At 34.0% G+C, this 23446-nt stretch carries 23 protein-coding genes and 1 tRNA gene; 8 read left to right on the forward strand and 16 right to left on the reverse strand.

Going from position 1 to position 23446, the window contains the following annotated elements; genetic code table 11:
• Positions 1 to 55: 55 nt before the first annotated feature.
• Positions 56 to 1168: an NAD(P)/FAD-dependent oxidoreductase gene (locus LNP27_RS05240; RefSeq protein ID WP_229943512.1), complete on the forward strand. Its 1113-nt coding sequence runs from the start codon at positions 56 to 58 to the stop codon at positions 1166 to 1168.
• Entirely contained in the window at positions 1168 to 1908 is a 741-nt protein-coding gene (mtgA, locus tag LNP27_RS05245) for a monofunctional biosynthetic peptidoglycan transglycosylase (protein ID WP_229943513.1), read from the forward strand. Before LNP27_RS05240 ends, mtgA begins: the two co-directional genes overlap by 1 nt.
• 248 nt (positions 1909 to 2156) lie before the next feature.
• Here the strand turns inward: mtgA and LNP27_RS05250 are convergent, their stop codons facing one another.
• Entirely contained in the window at positions 2157 to 3332 is a 1176-nt protein-coding gene (locus tag LNP27_RS05250) for a dicarboxylate/amino acid:cation symporter (protein WP_229943514.1), read from the reverse strand.
• A 323-nt stretch (positions 3333 to 3655) separates the two neighbouring features.
• Between LNP27_RS05250 and LNP27_RS05255 the strand changes: the two genes are divergently transcribed.
• The 5 genes from LNP27_RS05255 to LNP27_RS05275 all read left to right on the forward strand — a co-directional run bounded on the left by LNP27_RS05255 (position 3656) and on the right by LNP27_RS05275 (position 6084).
• Positions 3656 to 3732, forward strand: a tRNA-Ala gene (locus LNP27_RS05255).
• A gap of 143 nt (positions 3733 to 3875) precedes the next feature.
• A complete protein-coding gene (locus LNP27_RS05260) occupies positions 3876 to 4643 on the forward strand; it encodes an enoyl-CoA hydratase/isomerase family protein (RefSeq protein WP_229943515.1) in 768 nt (255 codons plus the stop codon).
• Positions 4644 to 4649: 6 nt separating this feature from the next.
• Positions 4650 to 4823: a hypothetical protein gene (locus tag LNP27_RS05265; protein ID WP_229943516.1), complete on the forward strand. Its 174-nt coding sequence runs from the start codon at positions 4650 to 4652 to the stop codon at positions 4821 to 4823.
• Between the two features lie 39 nt (positions 4824 to 4862).
• Positions 4863 to 5327, forward strand: coding sequence for a 6-pyruvoyl trahydropterin synthase family protein (locus tag LNP27_RS05270; RefSeq protein WP_229943517.1), 465 nt, complete (start codon positions 4863 to 4865; stop codon positions 5325 to 5327).
• Positions 5328 to 5331: 4 nt separating this feature from the next.
• Positions 5332 to 6084 (forward strand): UDP-2,3-diacylglucosamine diphosphatase, encoded by a 753-nt coding sequence (locus LNP27_RS05275; RefSeq protein ID WP_229943518.1) that lies wholly within the window; start codon positions 5332 to 5334, stop codon positions 6082 to 6084.
• Between the two features lie 2 nt (positions 6085 to 6086).
• On the opposite strand, the gene LNP27_RS05280 is transcribed toward LNP27_RS05275, so the two are convergent.
• The 7 genes from LNP27_RS05280 to LNP27_RS05310 all read right to left on the reverse strand — a co-directional run bounded on the left by LNP27_RS05280 (position 6087) and on the right by LNP27_RS05310 (position 12759).
• Positions 6087 to 6443: a hypothetical protein gene (locus tag LNP27_RS05280; protein WP_229943520.1), complete on the reverse strand. Its 357-nt coding sequence runs from the start codon at positions 6441 to 6443 to the stop codon at positions 6087 to 6089.
• Positions 6444 to 6503: 60 nt separating this feature from the next.
• Positions 6504 to 7787, reverse strand: coding sequence for an MFS transporter (locus tag LNP27_RS05285; RefSeq protein WP_229943523.1), 1284 nt, complete (start codon positions 7785 to 7787; stop codon positions 6504 to 6506).
• Positions 7787 to 9475, reverse strand: coding sequence for a single-stranded-DNA-specific exonuclease RecJ (recJ, locus tag LNP27_RS05290; protein ID WP_229943525.1), 1689 nt, complete (start codon positions 9473 to 9475; stop codon positions 7787 to 7789). The genes LNP27_RS05285 and recJ overlap by 1 nt, the downstream gene beginning before the upstream one ends.
• Before the next feature lie 72 nt (positions 9476 to 9547).
• Positions 9548 to 9892, reverse strand: coding sequence for a HopJ type III effector protein (locus LNP27_RS05295; protein ID WP_229943527.1), 345 nt, complete (start codon positions 9890 to 9892; stop codon positions 9548 to 9550).
• 12 nt (positions 9893 to 9904) lie between these two features.
• Positions 9905 to 10957, reverse strand: coding sequence for a flavin monoamine oxidase family protein (locus LNP27_RS05300; protein WP_229943529.1), 1053 nt, complete (start codon positions 10955 to 10957; stop codon positions 9905 to 9907).
• Entirely contained in the window at positions 10954 to 11673 is a 720-nt protein-coding gene (gene rsmI / locus LNP27_RS05305; protein ID WP_229943530.1) for a 16S rRNA (cytidine(1402)-2'-O)-methyltransferase, read from the reverse strand. The genes LNP27_RS05300 and rsmI overlap by 4 nt, the downstream gene beginning before the upstream one ends.
• A gap of 78 nt (positions 11674 to 11751) precedes the next feature.
• Positions 11752 to 12759 carry a hypothetical protein gene (locus LNP27_RS05310; RefSeq protein ID WP_229943531.1) on the reverse strand — a complete coding sequence of 336 codons (1008 nt, stop codon included), beginning with the start codon at positions 12757 to 12759 and terminating at the stop codon, positions 11752 to 11754.
• 198 nt (positions 12760 to 12957) lie between these two features.
• Here LNP27_RS05310 and LNP27_RS05315 point away from each other — a divergent pair, with 198 nt between their 5' ends.
• Complete coding sequence (locus tag LNP27_RS05315; protein ID WP_229943532.1) at positions 12958 to 13548, forward strand: thymidine kinase; 591 nt, start codon at positions 12958 to 12960, stop codon at positions 13546 to 13548.
• Positions 13549 to 13684: 136 nt separating this feature from the next.
• Here LNP27_RS05315 and rpoN read toward each other — a convergent pair whose 3' ends face one another.
• From rpoN to LNP27_RS05355, 8 genes are all read right to left on the reverse strand, one after another.
• The gene (rpoN, locus tag LNP27_RS05320; protein ID WP_229943533.1) at positions 13685 to 15151 is read right to left on the reverse strand and encodes an RNA polymerase factor sigma-54; all 1467 of its coding nucleotides are present in this window, start codon (positions 15149 to 15151) and stop codon (positions 13685 to 13687) included.
• Positions 15152 to 15237: 86 nt separating this feature from the next.
• On the reverse strand, positions 15238 to 16674 hold the full coding sequence (gene asnS / locus LNP27_RS05325; protein WP_229943534.1) for an asparagine--tRNA ligase: 1437 nt from the start codon (positions 16672 to 16674) through the stop codon (positions 15238 to 15240).
• A gap of 412 nt (positions 16675 to 17086) precedes the next feature.
• The gene (locus LNP27_RS05330) at positions 17087 to 17461 is read right to left on the reverse strand and encodes a GreA/GreB family elongation factor (RefSeq protein ID WP_229943536.1); all 375 of its coding nucleotides are present in this window, start codon (positions 17459 to 17461) and stop codon (positions 17087 to 17089) included.
• Positions 17462 to 18157: 696 nt separating this feature from the next.
• Positions 18158 to 18685 (reverse strand): DUF488 domain-containing protein, encoded by a 528-nt coding sequence (locus LNP27_RS05335; protein WP_229943537.1) that lies wholly within the window; start codon positions 18683 to 18685, stop codon positions 18158 to 18160.
• The gene (locus LNP27_RS05340) at positions 18682 to 19377 is read right to left on the reverse strand and encodes an SMUG2 DNA glycosylase family protein (RefSeq protein WP_229943538.1); all 696 of its coding nucleotides are present in this window, start codon (positions 19375 to 19377) and stop codon (positions 18682 to 18684) included. The genes LNP27_RS05335 and LNP27_RS05340 overlap by 4 nt, the downstream gene beginning before the upstream one ends.
• A 185-nt stretch (positions 19378 to 19562) precedes the next feature.
• Positions 19563 to 19973 (reverse strand): hydroxyisourate hydrolase, encoded by a 411-nt coding sequence (gene uraH / locus LNP27_RS05345; protein WP_229943543.1) that lies wholly within the window; start codon positions 19971 to 19973, stop codon positions 19563 to 19565.
• 17 nt (positions 19974 to 19990) lie between these two features.
• Positions 19991 to 20488, reverse strand: a complete 498-nt coding sequence (locus tag LNP27_RS05350; RefSeq protein ID WP_229943545.1) for a GlcG/HbpS family heme-binding protein — start codon at positions 20486 to 20488, stop codon at positions 19991 to 19993.
• Between the two features lie 377 nt (positions 20489 to 20865).
• Positions 20866 to 23286 carry an efflux RND transporter permease subunit gene (locus LNP27_RS05355; protein WP_229943547.1) on the reverse strand — a complete coding sequence of 807 codons (2421 nt, stop codon included), beginning with the start codon at positions 23284 to 23286 and terminating at the stop codon, positions 20866 to 20868.
• Positions 23287 to 23446 lie beyond the last annotated feature (160 nt).

The following is a 23446-nucleotide window of genomic DNA, read 5'->3' on the forward strand; positions in this document are numbered from 1 at the left end:
TAGCGGATAGCGGGATTAGCTCCAGAAAATTATTATTTTTATAAAAATTTCAGATATGAATTTGAGTTATTGGGAATTGAAAAATTGGTTTACAAATGTAGATTATACTATCGTGGGAAGTGGGATAGTTGGTCTGCACGCCGCATTACGCTTGCGCGAAAGATTTCCAGAAAGCAAAATTCTAGTTCTAGAAAAAGGAATGTTGCCACAAGGCGCGAGTACTAAAAATGCTGGTTTCGCTTGTTTTGGAAGCATCTCCGAAATTATAGATGATTTAAAATCTCATTCAGAGGAAGAGGTGGTTCGGCTGATTCAAAAACGTTGGGAAGGATTACAATTGTTGCGAAGAAGGCTGGGTGATGCAACTATAGATTTTAAACCCTATGGAGGTTATGAACTTTTTTTAAAGGAAGATGAAAACGGTTACAATGATTGTATTAGAAAGCTACCTTTTATTAATGAAATTTTAAAGCCACTTTTTAAAAGTGATGTTTTTGCAAAGCAAATTGACCGTTTTGGGTTTGCTGGTATTCAGGAATATTTAGTGTTTAATCCTTTTGAAGCACAGATTGATACGGGTAATATGATGCAGGCATTGTTGAAAAATGCATTTTCTGAGAATATTTTAATTTTAAATCAACAAACGGTAACTGCTTATTTAGATAAAGGAAATGAAGTTGAAGTTACGCTTGATGATTTTACTTTTAAAACAAAAAAAATATTGTTTGCTACAAATGGTTTTGCGAATTTCTTGACTAATGCCGCTGTTCAACCTGCAAGGGCTCAAGTATTGATAACGGAACCTATTGAAGATTTAGACATAAAAGGAACATTCCACTTGGATAAAGGCTATTATTACTTTAGAAATATTGGCAATCGTATCTTACTTGGTGGCGGAAGAAACTTAGATTTTGTGACGGAAAATACTACCGAATTTGGTCAAACAGAAATAGTGCAAAATAAATTGGAACAATTATTAAAAGAAGTAATTTTGCCGAATCAAAATTTTCAAATTGCCCATCGCTGGAGTGGTATTATGGGTATTGGCAATAGCAAGAATCCGATTGTTTCTCAGTTATCGGATAACGTATATTGTGGAGTACGATTAGGCGGAATGGGTGTAGCGATAGGAAGTTTAATAGGAACAGAACTAGCAGATTTAGTATAATGGCAACGAAAATAACCTCAAAAAAAACAAAGCAACCCGTTACAAAAGAATCGACCTCTTTTATGAGCAAATTATCTCATTTTTTATTCAAAGCATTATTGTGGTTCCTTGGGATCTCCTTGTTTTTTGTCGTGCTTTTCAAATTTGTTCCTGTTCCATTTACACCTTTGATGGTCATTCGGGCTATCGAAAACAAAACGGCTGGCAAGGAATTACACTTTAGTCATGACTGGGAACCAATTAAAAACATATCCATGAATCTTCAAAAAGCGGTAATAGCTAGTGAGGATGGAACTTTTTTGACACATAACGGTTTTGATTTTAAGGCAATGCAAAAAGCTTATAAAGGAAATGAAAGAGGTCGAAGAATAAAAGGTGGAAGTACCATATCACAACAAACGGCAAAGAATGTATTTCTTTGGCAAGGACGCAGTTATCTTAGAAAGGGGTTAGAAGCTTATTTTACTGTTTTGATTGAAATCATTTGGGGCAAAGAACGCATCATGGAAGTGTATTTGAATAGTATTGAAATGGGCGATGGTGTTTACGGAGCGCAAGCAGCAACACAACATTGGTATCGTAAAGACGCAACTAATCTAACACCAATTCAAGCTGCAGGAATAGCAGCAATTTTACCTAATCCAAGAAAATTTAAAGCGACAAGCTCCTCTTCGTATATTAATAATAGAAAGTCTAAAATTGTTCGAATAATGAGAACTGTTGGGAAAATTGAGTATTAATTTCGGTTGTAATCCTGGCTTTTTTGAGCTTTTGTATATTAAAATTTACTATAAATTGAACTTTTTTTATCAATTGCTGTGTGCTATTCTCGATCAAATGTGCTGTTTTGTAAAAACACATGGTGATTGCTTATGGAAAAGTTCAAAGGAATTCTTTTAATTAAAACCTGTGAATAAACTTCAAAATCTCGGTGTTCCAGGATTTTGAAGTTTAAATCAAATATAGTTTGTACAATTGAGATATGGAATTATGAAATCAATTTTTCTTTAGTGATTCTGTCCACAACTAATGCAATGGCACCATCTCCAGTAACGTTACAGGCAGTACCAAAACTATCCATTGCAATATATAAAGCAATCATTAATCCGATCATCTCATCGTTAAAACCCAACATAGATTGCAATATTCCCACAGCCGCCATTATGGCTCCTCCGGGAACTCCAGGCGCGGCGACCATTGCAATTCCTAGCATAAAAATAAAACCAGCAAATAACGTAAAATCAAATGGCATTCCTTGTAAAATCATTAGTGCAATTGCACAAGATGTAATTTTCATAGTACTTCCAGAAAGGTGTATTGTTGCACATAACGGAATTACAAAACCAGCAATTTTTTCAGAAACTCCATTTTTAAGTGTTTGTTCTAAGGTAACAGGAATTGTAGCGGCTGATGATTGTGTGCCCAATGCAGTGAAATAAGCAGGCATCATTCTTAGTAATAATTTGAAAGGATTCTGCTTTGTAACTATGCCCGCAATAGTGTATTGTAGTAGTAATAAGATAATGTGTAAAGCGAAAATCACACCAATAATATTTATAAATACAGAAAGAATTGAGAATACTTTTCCGCTAAAGGACATGCTTGCAAATATACCTAGTATGAACAATGGCAATAGGGGAACAATTACATTTTCTATTAATTGCATGATGATTGTTTCAAAATCTTTTACCACTAATTTCAAGCTTGATTTTTCTTGATAGGACAATCCTAATCCAATTACAAAAGCAAAAACTAAAGCAGTCATCACATCTAAAGCTGGAGGGATTGTAATAGTGAAATAAGGAGTTAGTTCTGGAGCTGAACTTCCAATTTCAGCTGCAGTAGCAATATGAGATTCTAAAAGTTGTGGGAATATACCCGATGCAACAAAGTAAGTCATAAAGCCCGAAAATAAAGTCGAACCGTAAGCAATTGCAGCGGTGAGTAAGAGTAATTTACCAGCACCTTTTCCTAAATCGGAAATAGCTGGCATAATTAGTCCCATTATAATTAATGGAATCGCAAAATTTAAAAACTGTCCGAAAAAAGCATTAAAAGTGGTGAAAATTCTATTTACAGATTCCGGTAGATACAAGCCGAAAATAATCCCCAGTACGATGGCAACAAAAACTTTAAATAGTAGGTTTGAGAATAAACGCGTCATAATATATTGATTAGTAAAAGACTGTTAAAGTCTTATTTTAAATGATTTTTAAGTTTGCGAATATACTGCCAATGTTGCGAACAAGCGACTGATGATTGATTTTTCTTCAATTATTAACATTAATTATGTCTTTATAAATTGAATTTTATAACTCTTTCTATTTTTATATAATTGGTTGTTTCTGTTAAACGTCATCTCATTATTCAGTAATTTAATAGTTACAATCGTTTTAATTTTGAAAAATTTATAAGTACTACTTCATTCGATATTTAGGATATATTTTTAGTTTTAAAACAATAATATACTATATTTGCTACATAATTGGGGGATTAGCTCATTTGGCTAGAGTGCTTGCCTGGCAGGCAAGAGGTGATCGGTTCGAATCCGATATTCTCCACCACCAAGAGAATGAAAGGCTTTGCAATTTTGCAGAGCCTTTTTTATTCCATGTTTTAAAAGTGACTTGTATAAGGCACTTCTAATTCTTTATAAAAAAGGGGTCTTTCATCTTAATAGTTTTAATTTTAGACTAAAAATATTGATATGCCATCAGAAAATACAATTGGTTCTCTTACTACAACCATCGAAAATAAAATTGCTACAATTACATTTGGTCATCCTGCAAGTAATTCTTTTCCAAGAGAATTATTGGACAGATTGACAGCAGAATTCAATAGTTTAAGTTCTAATCAATTAGTTTCGGTTATTGTTTTGCAAAGTGAAGGTTCAGGCGCTTTTTGTGCTGGTGCCTCATTTGAAGAGCTTTTAGCGGTTTCTAACGAGTCAGAAGGAACTCATTTTTTCTCTGGTTTTGCTCATTTAATTAATGCAATGCGATCGTGTTCTAAATTGATTATCGGTCGCATTCATGGTAAAGCAGTTGGCGGTGGTGTGGGAATTGCGTGTGCTTGTGATTATACTTTGGCTACCAAAAATGCATCTATAAAACTTTCAGAACTCGCAATAGGAATTGGTCCATTCGTTATAGAACCTGCCGTTTCTAGAAAAATTGGAAAGACTGCAATGGCCGAAATGACTTTGGCAGCACATGAATGGAAATCAGCTGATTGGGCTTTCTCCAAAGGATTATATGCAAATACATTTGAAACTATCGAAGAACTCGCTGTTGCGATTACTGATTTTAGTTCCAAATTATCGAGTTACAACCCTGAAGCTTTGACAGAAATGAAAAAAGTTATATGGGAAGGAACCCAAGAGTGGGATACGCTGTTATTAGAACGCGCTGCTATTTCTGGGAGATTAGTCCTTTCAGATTTTACTAAAAATGCCTTATTACAATTCAAAAAGTAACTCATCATGACAATTCTTTCGCTTGTTCAAAAAGTAAATATTGAAGAAAAATTAAAAAATGCAACGGACAGTGGCTATCAAGTAGGTGTAATTATAGGATCTTTTATTCCTTTTGTAGTATTAGTTTTGTTAGCGTATTGGATGTACAGCAGTGCCAATAAAAGAGACAAAGAACTTTAATTAATTATTTATTAAATTTGTACCAAAATTAAAACTCCGATGAGCAATATCAGAATCACAAAACAATTTAGTTTCGAAACCGGACACGCTTTATATGGCTATGACGGGAAATGTAAAAATGTTCACGGGCATAGTTATAAATTGTCAGTAACCGTGATAGGATCACCAATTACGGATCGTTCTAATGTAAAATTTGGAATGGTGATTGACTTTACAGATTTAAAGAAAATTGTAAAAGAGGAAATCGTAGATCAATTTGACCATGCTACAGTTTTTAATGGCACAACGCCACACATAGAATTAGCTAACGAATTAATGACTCGAGGCCATCATGTTATTTTAGTGGATTATCAACCAACGAGCGAAAACATGGTTGTTGATTTTTCACAAAGAATCATCAATCGATTGCCAGAAGGAATCACTCTTTTTTCTTTAAAATTACAAGAAACTGATTCTTCTTTTGCGGAATGGTATGCTTCTGATAATATGAAATCTATACTATAACTTCATGCAGTTACCCAACAATAAAAAAATTTATTTCGCTTCTGATCAACACTTTGGTGCACCAACACCCGAATTGAGTTTTCCCAGAGAACAAAAATTTGTCGCTTGGCTTGACGAAGTAAAGAAGGATGCTGAAGCTATTTTTCTATTGGGCGATTTATTTGATTTTTGGTTCGAATATAAAACGGTTGTTCCAAAAGGATTTATTCGTGTTCTTGGCAAATTAGCCGAAATTCGTGATAGTGGTATTCCTATTTATTTCTTTGTAGGGAACCACGATTTATGGATGGAAGATTATTTCCAGAAAGAATTGAATATTCCCGTTTTTCATGACAATCAAGAATATACTTTTGGAGATAAAACATTCTTAATTGGCCATGGTGACGGAAAAGGTCCTGGAGATTTAGGATATAAACGGATGAAAAAGGTATTTACTAATCCTTTTTTCAAATGGCTTTTTAGATGGGTTCATCCAGATATTGGCGTTCGTTTAGCGCAATACCTTTCGGTAAAAAACAAATTAATTTCTGGTGATGAAGATGTTACTTTTCTGGGTGAAGATAAAGAATGGCTTATTTTATATTCCAAAAGAAAGCTAGAAACCAAGCATTATAATTATCTTGTTTTTGGTCACCGCCACTTACCAATGAAATTAACGGTAGGAGAAAATGCTGAATATGTCAATCTGGGCGATTGGATTAGCTATTTTACCTATGGCGTTTTTGATGGTGAAAATTTCGAAATCAAAAAATTCTAAAACTAATTCATTCCTACACCAAATAAATAATCGTCTAAATTAATTTTAAATAAAGTGCCTTCTACAAGGTCTTTTACTTTATTTAATTCTTCAATTGTAACGGCCAAATCAATTTGAGAAAAAGGTGTTTTTAATAAAAATTTGTAGCATTTACTCTTTAGTTCACAATCAGCACAATCACTGTTTACAATATAGCTTTCTTGAATACACTCTTTGAATTGTTCAAGTTCTAATTTGTTGCAGTAAAATCCCATCTCTCTGAAAACCAATTGTACTTTGTCAAGGATGATTTTATTATCTTTTCTCCAGTAAAAGGAAGTTCCAAAATCATTTATATAGATCTGTTTTATTGCTTGCATTTGATAAATTTTAAAACAAATATAGTTATTATTTATAATAATTATAAATAATAAAATAATTTATTCCCCGTTTTCGTGTTCCTCTAAATCTTTTCTCAAATCTAGTTTTCTAAAAGTAGGCGAAATAATTCCAGTAGTTAAAACGACAAGCAGCGTCATGCTTCCACCAAAAACAACTGCTGTTACAGTTCCCATTAATCGAGCAGTTAGACCACTTTCAAAAGCGCCTAATTCATTAGAAGAACCAACAAACATTGAGTTTACAGCTGAAACTCGACCACGCATATGATCAGGAGTTTTTAATTGTAGGATAGTTTGACGAATAACTACAGAGATTCCGTCGAAAACGCCACTAAAGAATAAAGCGATCAGTGAAACCCAGAAAATGGTGGAAAGTCCAAAAACAATGATACAAATTCCGAAAGCAAATATGGCGGATAGCAATTTTAGTCCTGCATTTTTACTCAAAGGAACATAAGCCGTGATAATCATGGTTAAAAATGCGCCCACCGCAGGAGCGGCTCTTAAAAAACCGAAACCTTCAGGACCTACTTTTAAAATGTCTTGTGCAAAAATAGGCAGTAAAGCGATAGCGCCACCAAAAAGAACGGCGACCATATCAAGTGTGATAGCTCCTAAAACTGTTTTATTATTGAATACAAATTTTATTCCTTCGGATAAACTTTGCATTACAGGTTCTCCAATTTTAGGATTCAGAATTGGTTTTTTCTTTATTTGTGACAATGCTAATAAAGCGAAAATTGAGCAAGCAAAAACAGTACACATCGACCAATGCACTCCTATAAGCGTAATAGAAAATCCTGCAAGTGCTGGTCCAGCTACTGAGGCAATTTGCCAAACAGAACTACTCCATGTCGCTGCATTAGGATATACTTTTTTAGGTACAAGTAAGGATAATAGAGAAAAGATGGTTGGTCCAAGAAAAGCCCTGACTAAACCACCAAGAAAGACCAAGAAATAGATAGAATATAAAATAGTTTGTGTCGATATATCCCCAATTACAACTGGCCAAGTCAGTAAAAATAATCCAAAACTGATGACAGAGAATGCTAAGATACATTTTACTAATAATCCCTTTTTTTCTTTCTGATCAACAATATGTCCAGCAAATAATGCCAATGAAATAGCTGGAATTACTTCCATTAAACCGATAATTCCTAAAGAAAGAGGGTCTTTAGTAATACTGTACACTTGCCATTCGATAATGATGAATTGCATCGACCAAGCAAAGACCATAGCAAAACGCAGCAGTAAAAAAGTATTGAATTCCTTAAATCGTAAAGCGGCGTATGGATCTTTTTTTAGTGGCTTTTCTGAGCTCATTACTTGATGCTTTTTAATCTTAGTTGGATAGAAACTTTTCCGTTCCACTCATTTTCGTCAATACAATACGCTACTTGAAAAGGTTTTTGGTTGGTAGTTAAATCAAATTTATCTCCTAGTCCAAAACCAATCGCCGCAATGCCTTCACTACCATTTTGTTTTACAAAAAGGCGTAAATGTTCCTCTTCCTGTCCCATTAGTTTTCCGTAGCCTGTATCTTTAACCTCTTTTGTCAAAAAAGTAGGAGTCATGTTCAAAGGTCCAAAAGGTTCAAATTGTTTCAGAATGCGGATTAATTTTGGAGTGATATCAGAAAAATTGATTTCAGCATCAATCGAAATTTCTGGAACCAACATATCGGGATGTATGGTTTTTTCGACCTCTTTTTCGAAAGCTTCTTTAAATAATAGATAGTTCTCTTCTTTTAAAGTCATTCCAGCTGCATACATATGTCCACCAAATTGCTCTAAATGTTCCGAGCAGGCTTCAAGTGCATTATAGACATCAAATCCTTTTACAGAACGAGCCGATGCTGCATATTTATCGCCACTTTTTGTGAAAACTAATGTTGGACGATAATAAGTTTCTATCAGTCGAGAAGCCACAATTCCGATTACACCTTTATGCCAATCTTCTTGAAAAACGACAGAGGTAAATCGCTCTTTCTCCTTGTTTTCATCGATTTGTTTCAAAGCCTCTTTGGTAATTAGTTTGTCTAAATCTTTGCGCTCTGAATTATAGGCTTCAATTTCGGAAGCAAATTGTTGTGCTTGTTCAAAATCAAATTCGGTTAATAATTCAACGGCATGATTACCATGTTTGATACGTCCAGCCGCATTAATTCTCGGTGCGATTATAAAAACGACATCGGTAATATCTAACGTTTGTTTTTTTATTTGATGGATCAATGCTTTTATTCCAGGTCTTGGATCGCTATTGATAACTTGTAATCCAAAATGTGCTAAGATCCTATTTTCTCCCGTCATAGGAACAATATCGGCAGCAATGGCGGCAGCAACTAAATCTAAGTAGGGAACTAGATCACTAATAGTTTGATTTCTGTTTATTCCTAAAGCCTGAATCAGTTTGAAACCAATGCCACAACCACACAATTCATCATAAGGATACGTACAATCATCCCGTTTTGGATCGAGAACGGCAACAGCATCAGGTAATGTATCTCCAGGTCTGTGGTGATCGCAAATAATGAAATCAATGTTTCGTTCTTTTGCGTAAGCGACATGATCAATCGATTTTATACCGCAATCTAAAGCAATAATTAATGAAAAACCATTGTCATCAGCAAAGTCAATTCCCATAAAGGAAACGCCATAGCCTTCTTTATAACGATCCGGAATATAAGTAGCTACATCAGGATGATAGCTTTTTAAGTAAGAAGAAACGAGCGAGACCGCCGTGGTTCCATCTACGTCATAATCACCGAAAACAAGAATTTGTTCCTTATTCTCTATTGCTTTTTCGATTCGCTTCACCGCTTTTTCCATATCCTTCATTAAGTATGGATCATGCAAATGGTCTAAAGAAGGACGGAAAAAATTCTTGGCATCCTCAAAAGTTTCAATGCCTCGTTGTACTAATAATTGCGCCACAAAATCTTCCACATTTAAGGCTTGCGCCAAATGTTTGATTTTCTCTTCGGAAGGTTTGGGTTTAATAGTCCAACGCATATGATTTTTGATTGAGGATTAACGATTTTTGATTTTAGATTTTGTATTCTGAAATCAAAATTATTAAATAGTTTACTTTAATTGTAAAGGACTTCCGTAAAATGCAATTCCTTCCCAACCCGTTTTCATAAAGTTACGAATGTTTTGGTGATTGGTTCCATCAGGATTTTTTAATACTTCATCGTAATAGTATGCTCCAAAACAAGATAATGTTGCTGCTTCAGATAAGTTTTGCAATTCCGCAAAAGCGAATAATTTACAAGAACCTGAATTCTCTCCCGCCACATTGTGTAATACTCCATTTTCGAAAGCTGTTGGTTCGAAAGTATAGTTTTCCTCAATTATCGCAATGGTTTCTGTGAAAGCAATAGTTTCAGGAGTTTTATTTAATTTTTCTAAAAAAGAATCTATGTTCATCTGCTTATTTCGTTAAAATTGTGAGACAATATTTTTGGCGGCCACTATTGCTCCTTCCATATATCCTGGATTTTGAGAAGCAGTTTCGGAACCAGAAATATATAATTTGTTGTTCAAAAATGGTGTTTTATAATCTGTGTGACCATTATTCTCATGTCCCATAACTAATTGTTCGTATGGGAAAAAAGTAAGTGGTTCTTCACGCCATATTTTTTCATGATATTCAATATAATTTTCGGCTTCGTTGCCAAAGAGTTTTATCAATTGGAGAATCACTTTTTCTTGTCGTTCGTCTTTTGACATTGTATAGGTGCCGCCGTTTAGAAATCCTTTTAAGGCAAATCCGGAATTGTCAGCTGTACTGTGATCGTACATTTCCTGAATGATGCTAGCTTGGCTATATAGCGCTCCAGAATAATTATTTTCTCTCCAAAATGGACTTGCATATTCTACAGCAAATTTTATCGATTCGCCCATCCACGTATGTGTTTTTTTGGCTAATTGCTGAATGTAATCAGGTAAATTAGGCTCGAATTTTATAGTTTGAACCAACAAATGCGGGGGTAAAGTACTGATGACTTTTTCTGCTGTATATTTAATTCCTTTGTAATCTGTAACTTCTAAGTAGTTATCAACTTCCTTTATAGTTGTTACTTTAGTGTCAGTTTTGATGTTTTGAATGCCAATTTTTTCAACTAATTTTTCAATTAATTTTGCTGTTCCACCAACTATTCGAAACGAAGATTCTTCACTATCTGAAATTTCAAATTTTTGTGGAGGCACAAAAGACATCGTTTCAAAAAAAGAAATACCTTGAGTGTGTTGTTTAAAATAGGGTATTTTAAACCCTTCTAATAATGCAATAAGATTTTGATGCGGTTTACTGAAGCAAGTGGCGCCCATTTCCATTGTTGCTCCGTTAGAACCAGTAAGAGTTTCTATACGGCCACCAATACGACTTTCAGCTTCCAATATAATAACTTCAAATCCTTTTTTTTGAAGCAAATAGGCCATCATTAAACCAGACAAGCCGGCACCGATGATTATAATTTTTGCATTATTCATATTTCTTCGTCTGGTGAAAATTTAGATTTTTTAGCTTCTTTAACGATGGTTTTACCAGCTACAACGACAACGATTTCTCCTCTTGGCGCTGTTTTTTCAAAATGAGCTAAAACTTCTTTTGCAGTTCCTCTTCGGTTTTCTTCATGCAATTTAGACAGTTCTCTAGAAACACAAATTTGGCGGTCTTCGCCAAAATAAGTTACAAATTCAGCCAGTGTTTTGACTAATTTATGAGGGGAAACATAGAGTATCATGGTTCTAGTTTCTTCGGCTAGTTCTAAGTAACGGGTTTGACGTCCTTTTTTCTCAGGTAAAAAACCTTCGAAAATAAATTTATCATTTGGCAACCCACTATTCACTAACGCTGGTACAAAAGCAGTAGCTCCAGGAAGACATTCCACAGTAATTCCATTTTCAACGCAGGCACGAGTCAGTAAAAATCCAGGGTCTGAAATCGCTGGAGTTCCGGCATCAGAAATTAACGCAATGGTTTCACCAGCTTTCAATCGGGAAATTAAATTTTCGATTGTTTTGTGTTCATTGTGCATGTGATGGCTGTGCATGTGCGTGCCAATTTCGAAATGCTTTAATAATTTTCCGCTCGTACGCGTGTCTTCCGCAAGAATCAAATCGACTTCTTTTAGAATCCGAATGGCTCGAAAAGTCATATCTTCAAGATTGCCGATGGGTGTAGGAACGATATATAATTTTGACATAAATGCTATATTAAATTTCTAATTCCAAAACGTTTTTTGAAATTATGGAACTGCTTGTTAAGCAAAGCTGAAATGAGTTTACAAGAATTTTTTCTCTATGATATCCATAAATCGTTCTTCATATTCTTGTTTCCCTTCCCAGTTATTATAGTCTGGCTTTACCATTTCCTGAACAAAATCTCTTGTTTCGTAGAAGGTGTCAAAAGTGATTAATTGACTTAAAACGCGATTATAATCCTCGCTGCTATTCCCGAAAAGATGTTTTATAAAAGCAAGTCTGTCATTTAAATCAATGTTAATTCCTTTAGATAATTTGTCGTTTAGAGACACTGCTTTTGGTTCTAATTTTTCAGTGTTTTCCGTTTGGATTTCCTCTAATTTTGGCGACTGAATTGGCTCGTCCACTTTCGGAGTTTCAATTACAACAGCAGTTGGAATGTTCTCAATTTGTTGCTTTTTGACAAAAAAAGTGTCATTGTAATTTCCGCCTAATAAATCTTCAAAAGAAATTTGTACCACTTCCGCTTTCTTAGGTGTTTCCAGTTCTGTTTCGATTTCGTCTACTGGAGATATTTGGAAAGCTGGAATTATTTCGTCTTCCTGAATTTCTTCAATTTCCCCTTGGGTTTCAGTTGCAACTTCCTCAATAGTTGTTGCTTCAGTTTTTTGTGAAGAAATTTCTTCAATTGCTACTTCTTCCTGCTCTTCTTCGGTTTCTATTTCATTTTCTTCCTGCCCCTCAGATACAGGCATTACCTCTTCTATTTCTTCTGATGCAGTTTCTGCTATTTCTTCAACAACACCATTTTTGGAGTCGGTTTCTTCAATAACAGTTTCTTCTATTTCAAATGAAGGCTCAGTAATTGTCTCAGGTCTATCAAAAATAGATGCAATTTTACTGTTTATTTCTGTGAGTCCAATAGTTGGTTTTACTTCACCAAAATTTTCATCTACAAATCGTAGTACAGCTAATTTCTCATATAATTTCTGAGTTTCTAAATACAATTGATTGATGTCAGATTTATTTTTTAACTGTAAAATTCTGTGCGCAATGCTGATTAAATCGGCTTCCAATTTTCTTTTCATAACTTTGAAATTATAGTGTGTTAGGCTGTTTTTTTTGAATATATTTCTTCCAAGGTACTATTTTAGCATGCGGAAGAAGTGACCTTTTAATAAAAATGTCATACTTTTGAAACGACGTAAAAGTATAAAATTTTTAAGTCGGATTCTCTAGCACAAAGTAATAAAAACTAATCATTTTTTAAGTTAGAAAAATATAAAATGTTTCTCGAAAATACAGTAAATCATAAAGAGCAATTTGGTTGGATCGAAGTCATTTGTGGGTCTATGTTTTCGGGTAAAACCGAAGAGCTGATTCGCCGATTGAAAAGAGCACAATTTGCAAAGCAAAAAGTAGAAATTTTCAAACCAGCAATCGACACGCGCTATGACGAAGAGATGGTTGTGTCGCATGATGCTAACGAAATTCGTTCGACACCAGTTCCTGCTGCTGCAAATATTGCTATTTTGGCACAAGGTTGCGATGTAGTTGGTATTGATGAAGCGCAGTTTTTTGATGACGAAATCGTGAAAATTTGTAACGATTTAGCTAATCAGGGTATTCGCGTTATTGTTGCTGGTTTAGATATGGATTTTAAAGGGAATCCTTTTGGACCAATGCCTGCGCTTATGGCTACTGCCGAATATGTAACTAAAGTCCACGCTGTTTGTACTCAGACTGGAAATCTTGCTAATTACAGTCATAGAAAAAACAATAGTGACAAACTTGTAATGCTTGGTGAAACCGAAGAATACGAGCCTTTAAGTCGTGCCGCTTATTATCATGCAATGCGTAAAGATTCAGAGAAATAATCCTCACTCAAGCCCTCTCCAAAGGAAAGAGAGACCAAATTAATGTTCTTCTTTGAATGTTGTAAATGATCACCCTGCTATAGATACAAACAATAAACCCGACAAGTTTTTAAAATCTGTCGGGTTTGCAAATAATTTATATCTTCTTCCTCATTCTAGCCACAGGAATATCAAGTTGTTCTCTGTATTTAGCAATTGTTCTTCGAGCAATAGGATAGCCTTTTTCTTTTAGAATATCTGCTAATTGATCATCTGGAAGAGGTTTTTTCTTGTCTTCTTCTTCTATAGTATTCTGCAGAATTTTTTTAATTTCTAAAGTAGAAACATCTTCTCCTTGATCGTTTTTCATTGATTCTGAGAAAAATTCCTTAATTAGTTTTGTGCCGTAGGGCGTTTCTACATATTTACTATTGGCTACACGTGAAATTGTCGAAATGTCAAGGCCTACCATATCGGCAATGTCTTTTAGGATCATTGGTTTCAGTTTAGTTTCGTCGCCATCTAAGAAATATTCTTCTTGATAATGCATAATTGCATTCATCGTTACAAAAAGTGTTTCTTGACGTTGTCGTATCGCATCGATAAACCATTTAGCCGAGTCTAATTTTTGCTTAATAAACTGAACTGCATCTTTTTGCTGTGCTGATTTATCACGTGAATCCTTATAAGTCTGCATCATTTCCTGATAATCTTTGGAAACGTGTAGAGTAGGAGCATTTCTGCCATTTAAGGTAAGTTCTAATTCACCATCTACAATTCTAATAGCAAAATCAGGAACTACATTTTCGGTAATTTTATTATTTCCAGTAAATGCGCCACCTGGTTTTGGATTTAGTTTTTCTATTTCGTGAACCGCCTTTTTAAGTTGTTCGTTTGAAACACTGTATTTTTGAATTAACTTATCGTAATGTTTTTTCGTAAAAGCATCAAATTGATTTTCGATGATATCAGTAGCAAGTTCTACATATTCTGTTGGAGTTTTATGCTTTAATTGCAGCAATAAACATTCTTGTAAATCACGTGCTCCAACACCTGAAGGTTCCAATTCATGAATGACTTGCATCATTTTTTCGACCATTTTCTCATCGGTGTAAATACCTTGAGTAAATGCCATGTCATCTACCATGTCAGCCACGCTGCGACGAATGTATCCCATATCGTCGATGCTTCCTACTAGAAATTCTGCAATTTCACGCTCTTCATCATTCAATATGAATGTGTTCAATTGATTGATTAAATCCTGGTGAAAACTTACTGGTGCCGCAAAAGGTGTTTCGCGATCTTCATCGTCGTCACTATAATTATTGGTTTGCGTTTTATAATCTGGAGTTTCGTCGTTACTTAGATATTCATCTATGTTAATGTCTTCGGCGTCAATTCGCTCTGATTCGGCGTCATCATAATCATCGTAATCTTCGTTTTCAAACTCGTCATTTTCGAATTCATCTTCCTCTTTTCCAGCTTCTAAAGCAGGATTTTCGTTCATTTCTTCTAATAAGCGTTGCTCAAAAGCTTGCGTAGGCAATTGAATTAGCTTCATCAACTGAATTTGTTGAGGAGATAATTTCTGTGATAATTTTAAATTTAAGAATTGCTTTAGCATTTTTATTGTTTAAAAAGTTTAAGATTTAAGGTTTAAGGTCGCAGAAAATTTAAACAACTTTAAACCTTAAAACTAGAAACAAATTTTTAAAATTCAGCGTTTTGTGGTGTTCTAGGGAAAGGAATTACATCTCTAATATTAGTCATTCCAGTAACAAAAAGTACCAATCTCTCGAATCCAAGTCCAAAACCAGAGTGAACTGCTGAACCAAAACGTCTAGTGTCTAAATACCACCATAGTTCTTCTTCGTCAATTCCTAATGCTTTCATTTTTTCAACCAAAACATCAAAACGTTCTTCTCTTTGAGAACCTCCTACGATTTCGCCAATTCCTGGGAAAAGGATATCCATCGCGCGAACTGTTTTTCCGTCTTCGTTCAAACGCATGTAAAATGCCTTGATATTAGCAGGATAATCAAACAGGATTACTGGGCATTTAAAGTGTTTTTCAACTAAATAACGCTCGTGTTCAGATTGCAAATCAGCTCCCCATTCGTTGATGATGTAGTTGAATTTTTTCTTTTTATTTGGCGTACAATCTCTTAATATATCAATCGCTTCAGTGTAAGAAACACGTTTGAAATTGTTATCTAAAACAAAATTTAATTTTTCCAAAAGTGCCATTTCGCTTCTTTCCGCGGCTGGTTTTGATTTTTCTTCATCTAATAAACGACCTTCTAAGAATTTTAAATCCTCAGGACACTTATCAATTGTGTATTTAATCACGTACTGAATAAAATCTTCAGCTAAGTCCATGTTGTCATTCAAATCATTGAAAGCCACTTCTGGCTCAATCATCCAAAATTCCGCAAGGTGACGAGAAGTATTTGAGTTTTCAGCTCTAAATGTTGGTCCAAAAGTATAAATTTGACCCAAAGCCATAGCAAAAGTTTCGCCTTCTAATTGTCCAGAAACCGTCAAGTTGGTTTCTTTTCCAAAAAAATCTTGTTTGTAATCTACTTTACCATCTTCGGTTCTAGGTGTTCCGTCAAATGGTAAAGCCGTAACTTTAAACATTTCACCAGCGCCTTCCGCATCAGATCCTGTAATGATTGGCGTATTTACATAGACAAATCCTTTTTGTTGAAAATAACCATGCACTGCGTATGACAATACGGAACGCACTCTCATAATCGCTCCAAAAATATTAGTACGCACTCTTAAATGCGCATTTTCACGCAAGAAATCAAGACTAGGTTTGTTCTTGGGTTGAATAGGGAATTTCTCCGCATCCGAATCTCCAAGGATTTCTAATTTTGCTACTTGAATCTCAAATTTTTGTCCTGCACCTTTGCTTTCAATCAAAGTTCCTGTTACAGATATTGCCGCTCCAGTGGTAATTCTCTTCAAGGTTTCGTCTGGCGTGTTCTCAAAATCTACCACACATTGAATATTGTCAATGGTTGAGCCATCGTTTAACGCAATAAATTGATTATTTCTAAAAGTTCTCACCCATCCTTTTGCATTTACTTCATGAAGTGTCGAGGTGCTGTTTAGTAAGTCTTTAACCTTTGTATGTCTCATTTTATGTGTATAGTTGATATTAAAAATTGTCTTGTAATTTAACTGCAAATATAATTGATTTGTTTCTATTTTTAAGTTGGGAATTGATGTAATCAGGAGCTATTTCCCGCTATTCGCTATATCCCCACCCAAAAGCGGGGGATGTCGCTACTAACGGGGCTATGTCGTGGCAGGAATTCGGCTATTTTGTAGGAAATTGTTTTTTTTTGTGGTTATCTGTTTTCTCAATATAAACTGCTCCAATTCTCATGCTAAAAGCATCTCACTAATCTAGGGTGCTTTTATGGGATTTAATTATGAAGTAAAAATTAAAGTAAAACAAGTTATAATTTTAAAACAAAAAAAAACAGTTTCAACATTAAATTTGAAACTGTTTTTTTTGGGTAATCTGGAATTGAAAAAGAGCTAGAAATTAGATTCTCTCTACTTTAAGTAGTTCGATTTCTTTTTCACCTTCTTCAAATGACCAAGTAAGTTTGTCCCCAGCTTGGTATCCTACTAATGCAAGTCCCATTGTTGACATGATAGACTCCGTATTGTTTCTTCTTTTAGCCTTGTCTGGTGCTACAAATGTAAAAACTTCTTCTTCATTATTATCAAGATATTTTACTGTTGCACGAGTATCAATATTCACAACATCTTCCGGAAGCTCTTTTCTAGTTACTTGTTTTGCACTTTTAAGTTGCGCAAGTAAAGTCGCCTCTTGAATTGGAGTTGCTTTTTTTCTTTTAACATGATCCTTAATCATATCATATATTCCTGTAGTTAAAATTAAACTTTTTGACATTTTGTTTTGTTTTATTGCAATTCTTTAGGAAGTTTTATTAAACCCAAATATCAAACACCCACACTATTGAAAGATGAGATTTGACCATGAAAAACTTCATCAAAAGATTGATGCGTTATTTTATAAAGATAAATTGAATAGTAAAGTAGTCCCTGTCTTGGGTAGCGACAGGGTTTAAGATATAAACTCTTTTGAGCTCTTTAAAAAAGCATCGTCTTGTTTATACTGCAAAGACATAACAAGACCCAACTTGTGAGATTTTTTATATAAAAAATAGGTATTGTTCATTGTGTTGCTTTTTGCTAAAGGCTAAGATAGATTAAATAATAGTGATTTCAAAACCTTTACTTGATCCGTTAGTGCTATTAACAATTCATTGGCAATTTTCAATATCCTTGTTAAGCTATATTTAAGAATTAGGGCGATTTTATAGTTTTAGTAGGCATTAATTCTTGGTTTAATACGTTCCTTTTGTGTGTTGCAATATGATCCTTCTTGCTGCTTTTTATTTTATATTGCAGTTCTTCTTCATTGGCGTGATGAATATACCCTTTATAAATAAAATCATTGGTGTGTATTTTAATGATTGTTCTAGTTGCAGCTCCCGCTTACTTTATCACCTATTTTGAATGTGGTTTTTATAAACTAATTTTTAATTAACCGGAATATTTTTGGCTACAGCCAAAAATAAAAATATTAATGCTGCTCAGCGTAAAGTAGTTCTCCATTTACAATTCTTGCTGGTGCTGTATATTTATGTTTTTGAACTTTATTGATTCCCATAATGTGCAATATGTTCCATCCTTTTACTTTTAAATAATCAGAAACCATCGAGCGATGGCATCTCCACCACAGCGCTTCAGAACACATGTAAGCTGTGGTTTGCTGTAAAGCGATTTCTTCTAATTTGATAATAGCAGTTGCAAATACAGCAGTTTCCATATAATCCGCGTAGCCTCTAAAAGATTCATTTTTCCAAATCGTGTTTTTAGAATCATTATTAGGTTTTCTTCGTCCGCCTAATTCAAGCATGGAAACGTATTGTATTCCCACTGCCTCTAACGCTATTTTTAAATTATGTTGATCAAATTGTGGAAATTTGCGAGAGCCAGGAAATCGGCGTATGTCCACGATAGTTTTAATGTCAAAAGATTGTAAAATTGCTATGAAAACTTCAATTTTGTGAGTTGAATGTCCTATAGTATAAGTTACATGTGGTTTCATAATATCTTATTTAAGGTTAAGATATACTTGTCAATATAAAGTTGTTTCTCTTTTGATTTGTATTGCTGGATATAACGTGGATGTTCTAATACTTTCAATTGGTCAAATAAATGCGCCTCTTTATTTAATTTCTGAATGAATATCGCATTTTTCTTTCCTAGTACATATACTTCAGAAGTGTCTAATCCTAAACTGATATGTTTTTTTAGCGTTAAAATCATGAAATCTTTAACCATTTCAAACAACTTATTATCATCATAGTAATTAGCATTAAGCCATTTTCCTTCTTTTGTTTTTTGAACAATAGCTAACGGAAATGGAGAATTTATATAAAACTGTTTGTAAAAAGCTGAAGCACCGCCATATTCCCGAATCATATCATACATAAAAACAGAAGATATTTCGTGCGTATGTGCCGAGTCCATTTTGATTCCGCAAATGGTTTCCAGTCTCTTAGTGTCTGTAAACGGCACTCCTGTTACACCAGCGCCATGACGACTAGGGTTTATGCCTACTATGAATTTTCTTTTTTCATAATCAGCATAAAATTTGTTATAAAACTGAATCATTACGTCCATGGTTTCAGGATTGTCCATATACGGATTTATTACTTGAAAGCCTTCTGGAAGTGCTTCTGAAAAAATCAGATTGCGGTTAAAATCGATGACATTATCTCCAAAATTTTTTGACATACAAATTCGAATTATTTTAGTAAAATTGTTTTCAATTAAAAAACTGGTCTCTCGTAAAGTTAGCGAAAAAAGATTTTACAAAAAAAAAGAGGATTCAAATTCCGAAGTTAATCGGGATTTGAATCCTCTCAATTTTATTGAAGCAGCAATGTTATATTGCACTTATTCACAATAATATTCGCAATTTAATTTCCTCTATAAGTGGAGTAACCAAAAGGAGAAAGTGTGATTGGAACATGGTAATGCTCATTATCTTTCAGTTCAAATACAATTTCGATAAAAGGATAAAAGGATTTCTGTCCCGCTTTTTCGAAATAAGGCTCTGTGTGGAATGTTAACTTATAAATTCCAGTATGATCTTTTCCGTCTGCCTTAATGAAATCTCCAATACGTCCGTTTTTGTCCGTAAGTTTTTCATCGATATTTGTCCACTTTGCATTCTTATCTTGTTTTGATAAAGTGATTTTAACATTAGGAGCTGGTTTTCCTTGTGTGATGTCAAGAATATGACTTGACAGTTGGTATTTTGCTTCTTGAGCAAATGAAATACTTGCAGTAGCAAGAAATAATACTAGTAAGAGATTTTTTATTTTCATTGTAATTTAATTAGAGATTATTGACTTATTTTAAAACCTAGATTTTCTACTGCTTTAATAGCTATGTTGTTGTCGTTTTCTGATCCACCGCCACCAGAAACGCCTATGCTTCCTACCAAATTTCCATCTTTCCAGATTGGTGTTCCTCCACCTAATAGCAGCAATTCAGGCAAAGTATTCAAATTTTTAGCATCTTTGCTTTCTTCAGCATTCTTCATCAGCTGCAAACTTGGGGTTTTAGTAGATAATGAGGTGTATGCTTTTCTTCGTGATGCTTCTGTGTTATGCGGACCCACTGAGTCACCTTTAAGCAACAAAATAGTAACACCTGACGAATTCAAAACAGCAACAGAAACTTTCTTGTTGATTTTTTGTGCTTCTAAGTTGGCTTGTTTTGCAATTTCTAATGCGCCTTCTTGATTTAATTCACTCGATTTTACTATGTATTGTGCTGATGCAGAATAAGCGAAGAGTAAAAAAAGAGCGCTTCCTAAGATTTTTTTTCTATTGTTCATACTATATAATTTGATTACTTAACGTTTCAAAAGACTACTTCTTCACTTAAAAAAGTTGATTTTAATAAAATACTTTGTTAACGCTCTGCAAAGGTAATTGGATTGTCTTTTGGAATGAATGCCTATTTTAAATAAGTTAACAGCTGTTAATGCAACTTTTATAGAACTTAAAAGCTTGTTTGTTTATTTGTATAAATTAAAGGAATAGGTTAGCGTGGCGCTATATAGCTGTATTATAGAGGTGTTTATAGCTGATTTGCTTATTTTAGAGCAGCACTAAATTGATTTAAATAATAATACAAGTCAGCTTACATCAATTTAGTGCTTTTATCATTTCACAATACAATCATAAAATTATAAAGCAATTTCGCTACATTCTATTTGGTTATATCCAGATCTTCATGATCCTTTTCATTTGGATTATTTAAAATATCAATAGTTGGTTCCATAAATTCTTGTTTGTTAGCTAAAGATTTATTTAGTGTTAAAACTAAACAAGGCAATAACATCAAGTTAGACAACATACCAAAGGCGAGCGTTACTGCAATCAAACCTCCAAGAGCGACAGTTCCGCCAAAATCAGATAACATGAATACAGAAAAACCAACAAATAAAACTACCGAAGTATAAAACATGCTTATTCCAGATTCCTTAATAGTAGCAAAAACGGATTTTTTAATTTTCCAATTATTTTTCTTTAACTCCTGACGATATTGTGCTAAAAAGTGAATCGTATCATCTACTGAAAGTCCGAATGCAATACTAAACACTAAAATGGTAGACGGCTTTAAAGGAATGCCAAAATAGCCCATTAATCCAGCAGTAATTACTAATGGCAGTAAATTTGGAATCAAAGAAACCACAACCATTTTGAAAGAACGGAACATGAAAACCATTAATAACGAAATCAAGAATACCGCAAATAGTAAAGAAGTAACTAAATTGTCTAGTAAGTACTGTGTTCCTTTTTCAAAAACTAATGCTTTACCAGTCATAACTACATTGTAGCGTTCTTTGGGGAAAACTTTATTAGCTTTCGCCCAAAGTTCGTTCTCGATTTTAGCCATATTTCCCGTGCCAATATCTCGCATAAAAGTAGTAATTCTAGCTACTTGTCCTGTGCTATCCACATAGCTTTTCATCAAGTTATCCTTGCTGTTTTTAGTAGCATTTTTAGCATAACTTAAAATAAAACTTTGCTCTTGTGAGGTAGGTAAGTCGTAATATTCAGGATTGCCGTTATAGTAGGCTTGTTTTGAATATTTAACCAAATTTAGTATTGATACAGGCTTAGAAAGTTCTGGAATTTCTTCTATAGTTTCTTGAAGTTCGTCCATTCGTTTTAAGGTAGACAAATTCATGACACCCTTTTTTCTTTTGGTATCAACCGTAATCTCAAGCGGCATTATTCCTTCAAATTCTTTTTCGAAAAATAAAATGTCTTTGTAGAAACTAGTATTCTTAGGCATGTCTTCGATTAAACTTCCAGAAGTTTTAATCTTTAGCGCACCTACTGTACTTACTACAAATATAATTAGGGCAACGATATATACGTACTTCCTGTTGTATTTTACTGTTTTTGCAATCCAGTTGATAAATACGCGAGTATAATTACGATTTAAATGCTCTAAGTGTTTTTGTTTAGGAACGGGTTGGTAACTGTAATAAATAGGAATCACTATTAAGCATAGAAAGAATAGTGACACAATGCTCAGTGATGATATAATACCAAACTCCTTTAATAATTGACTACTTGTGATTATAAAAGTTGCAAATCCGGCTGCGGTTGTTAGATTAGTCATTAAAGTTGCTGTTCCTACTTTAGTAATGACGCGCTGTAAAGCTCTTGCCTTATTTTTATGAGCACTGTATTCTTGTTGGTATTTATTGGTTAGAAAAATACAATTGGGAATGCCAATCACGATAACCAATGTTGGGACAAGTGCAGTAAGAACAGTAATTTGGTAATTAAATAGACCTAACAATCCAAAAGTCCACATAACACCGATAATTACAATTACAATCGCAATTAATGTAGCTCTGAACGAGCGGAAAAAGAAGAAAAATATTAGTGAAGTAAGTAATAATGAGGCACCAATGAATAAACTAATTTCGTTTACAATACTCAGCGCGTTCAATGTGCGGATGTATGGCATTCCGGAAACGCGTAAATCAATACCAGTCTCTTTTTCGAAAGCATCAATTTTTGGGATAAAATCTTTAACTATATAGTCCTTACGATGTGCCGTATTAACTATTTTTTTGTCTAAGTATATTGCTGAACGGATGCTACCACTCTTTTTATTAAAAAGTAATCCTTCATAAAAAGGCATGTTTTCAAACAAGTCTTTTTGGATGCTCTTCAAGTATTCCGGATTACTTGCTTTGTTGGTATCAATAAAAGGCAGGAGTTCAAAAGTTTTTAGACTATCATTTTTTTTAAGTTGCTTAAGATCGTTGACAGATATTACTAAGTCAACCTCTTTTTGCACTTTGATCTCTGACATTAATTTGTTCCAAGCAGCAAAAGCTTTTGGTGTGAAGAAAGCGTCATCTTTTACGCCAACAACAATTAGGTTGCCTTCTTCTCCAAATTTATCTAAAAAAGCATTGTATTCTTTGTTAACGATATGATCGTCCGGAAGTAAATTAGCCTCTGTAAATGAAAACTGTATGTTTTTCCACTGTAATGCTAAAAGAGCTGTTATCACGACAAGAATGGATAACATTAAAATTCTGTTTCTGAGGACAATTCGAGCTACTAGTTCCCAAAATCCTAAACTAAACCATTTAATCATAAATAATATTTAAAGGGTGCAAAGGTAGTTAAAACCGCTCTAAGTCATTGGTTTTGACGTATTTTTTTTTATAATTTTAGAATTTATTTCTTGTTGTTGTTTTTTTTTTACCTAAGAAAAATATTAGAATTTAAATGATATATTTGGATGCTCTTAGTCA

It is taken from the genome of Flavobacterium galactosidilyticum, assembly GCF_020911945.1.
GTDB classification, from domain to species: domain Bacteria; phylum Bacteroidota; class Bacteroidia; order Flavobacteriales; family Flavobacteriaceae; genus Flavobacterium; species Flavobacterium galactosidilyticum.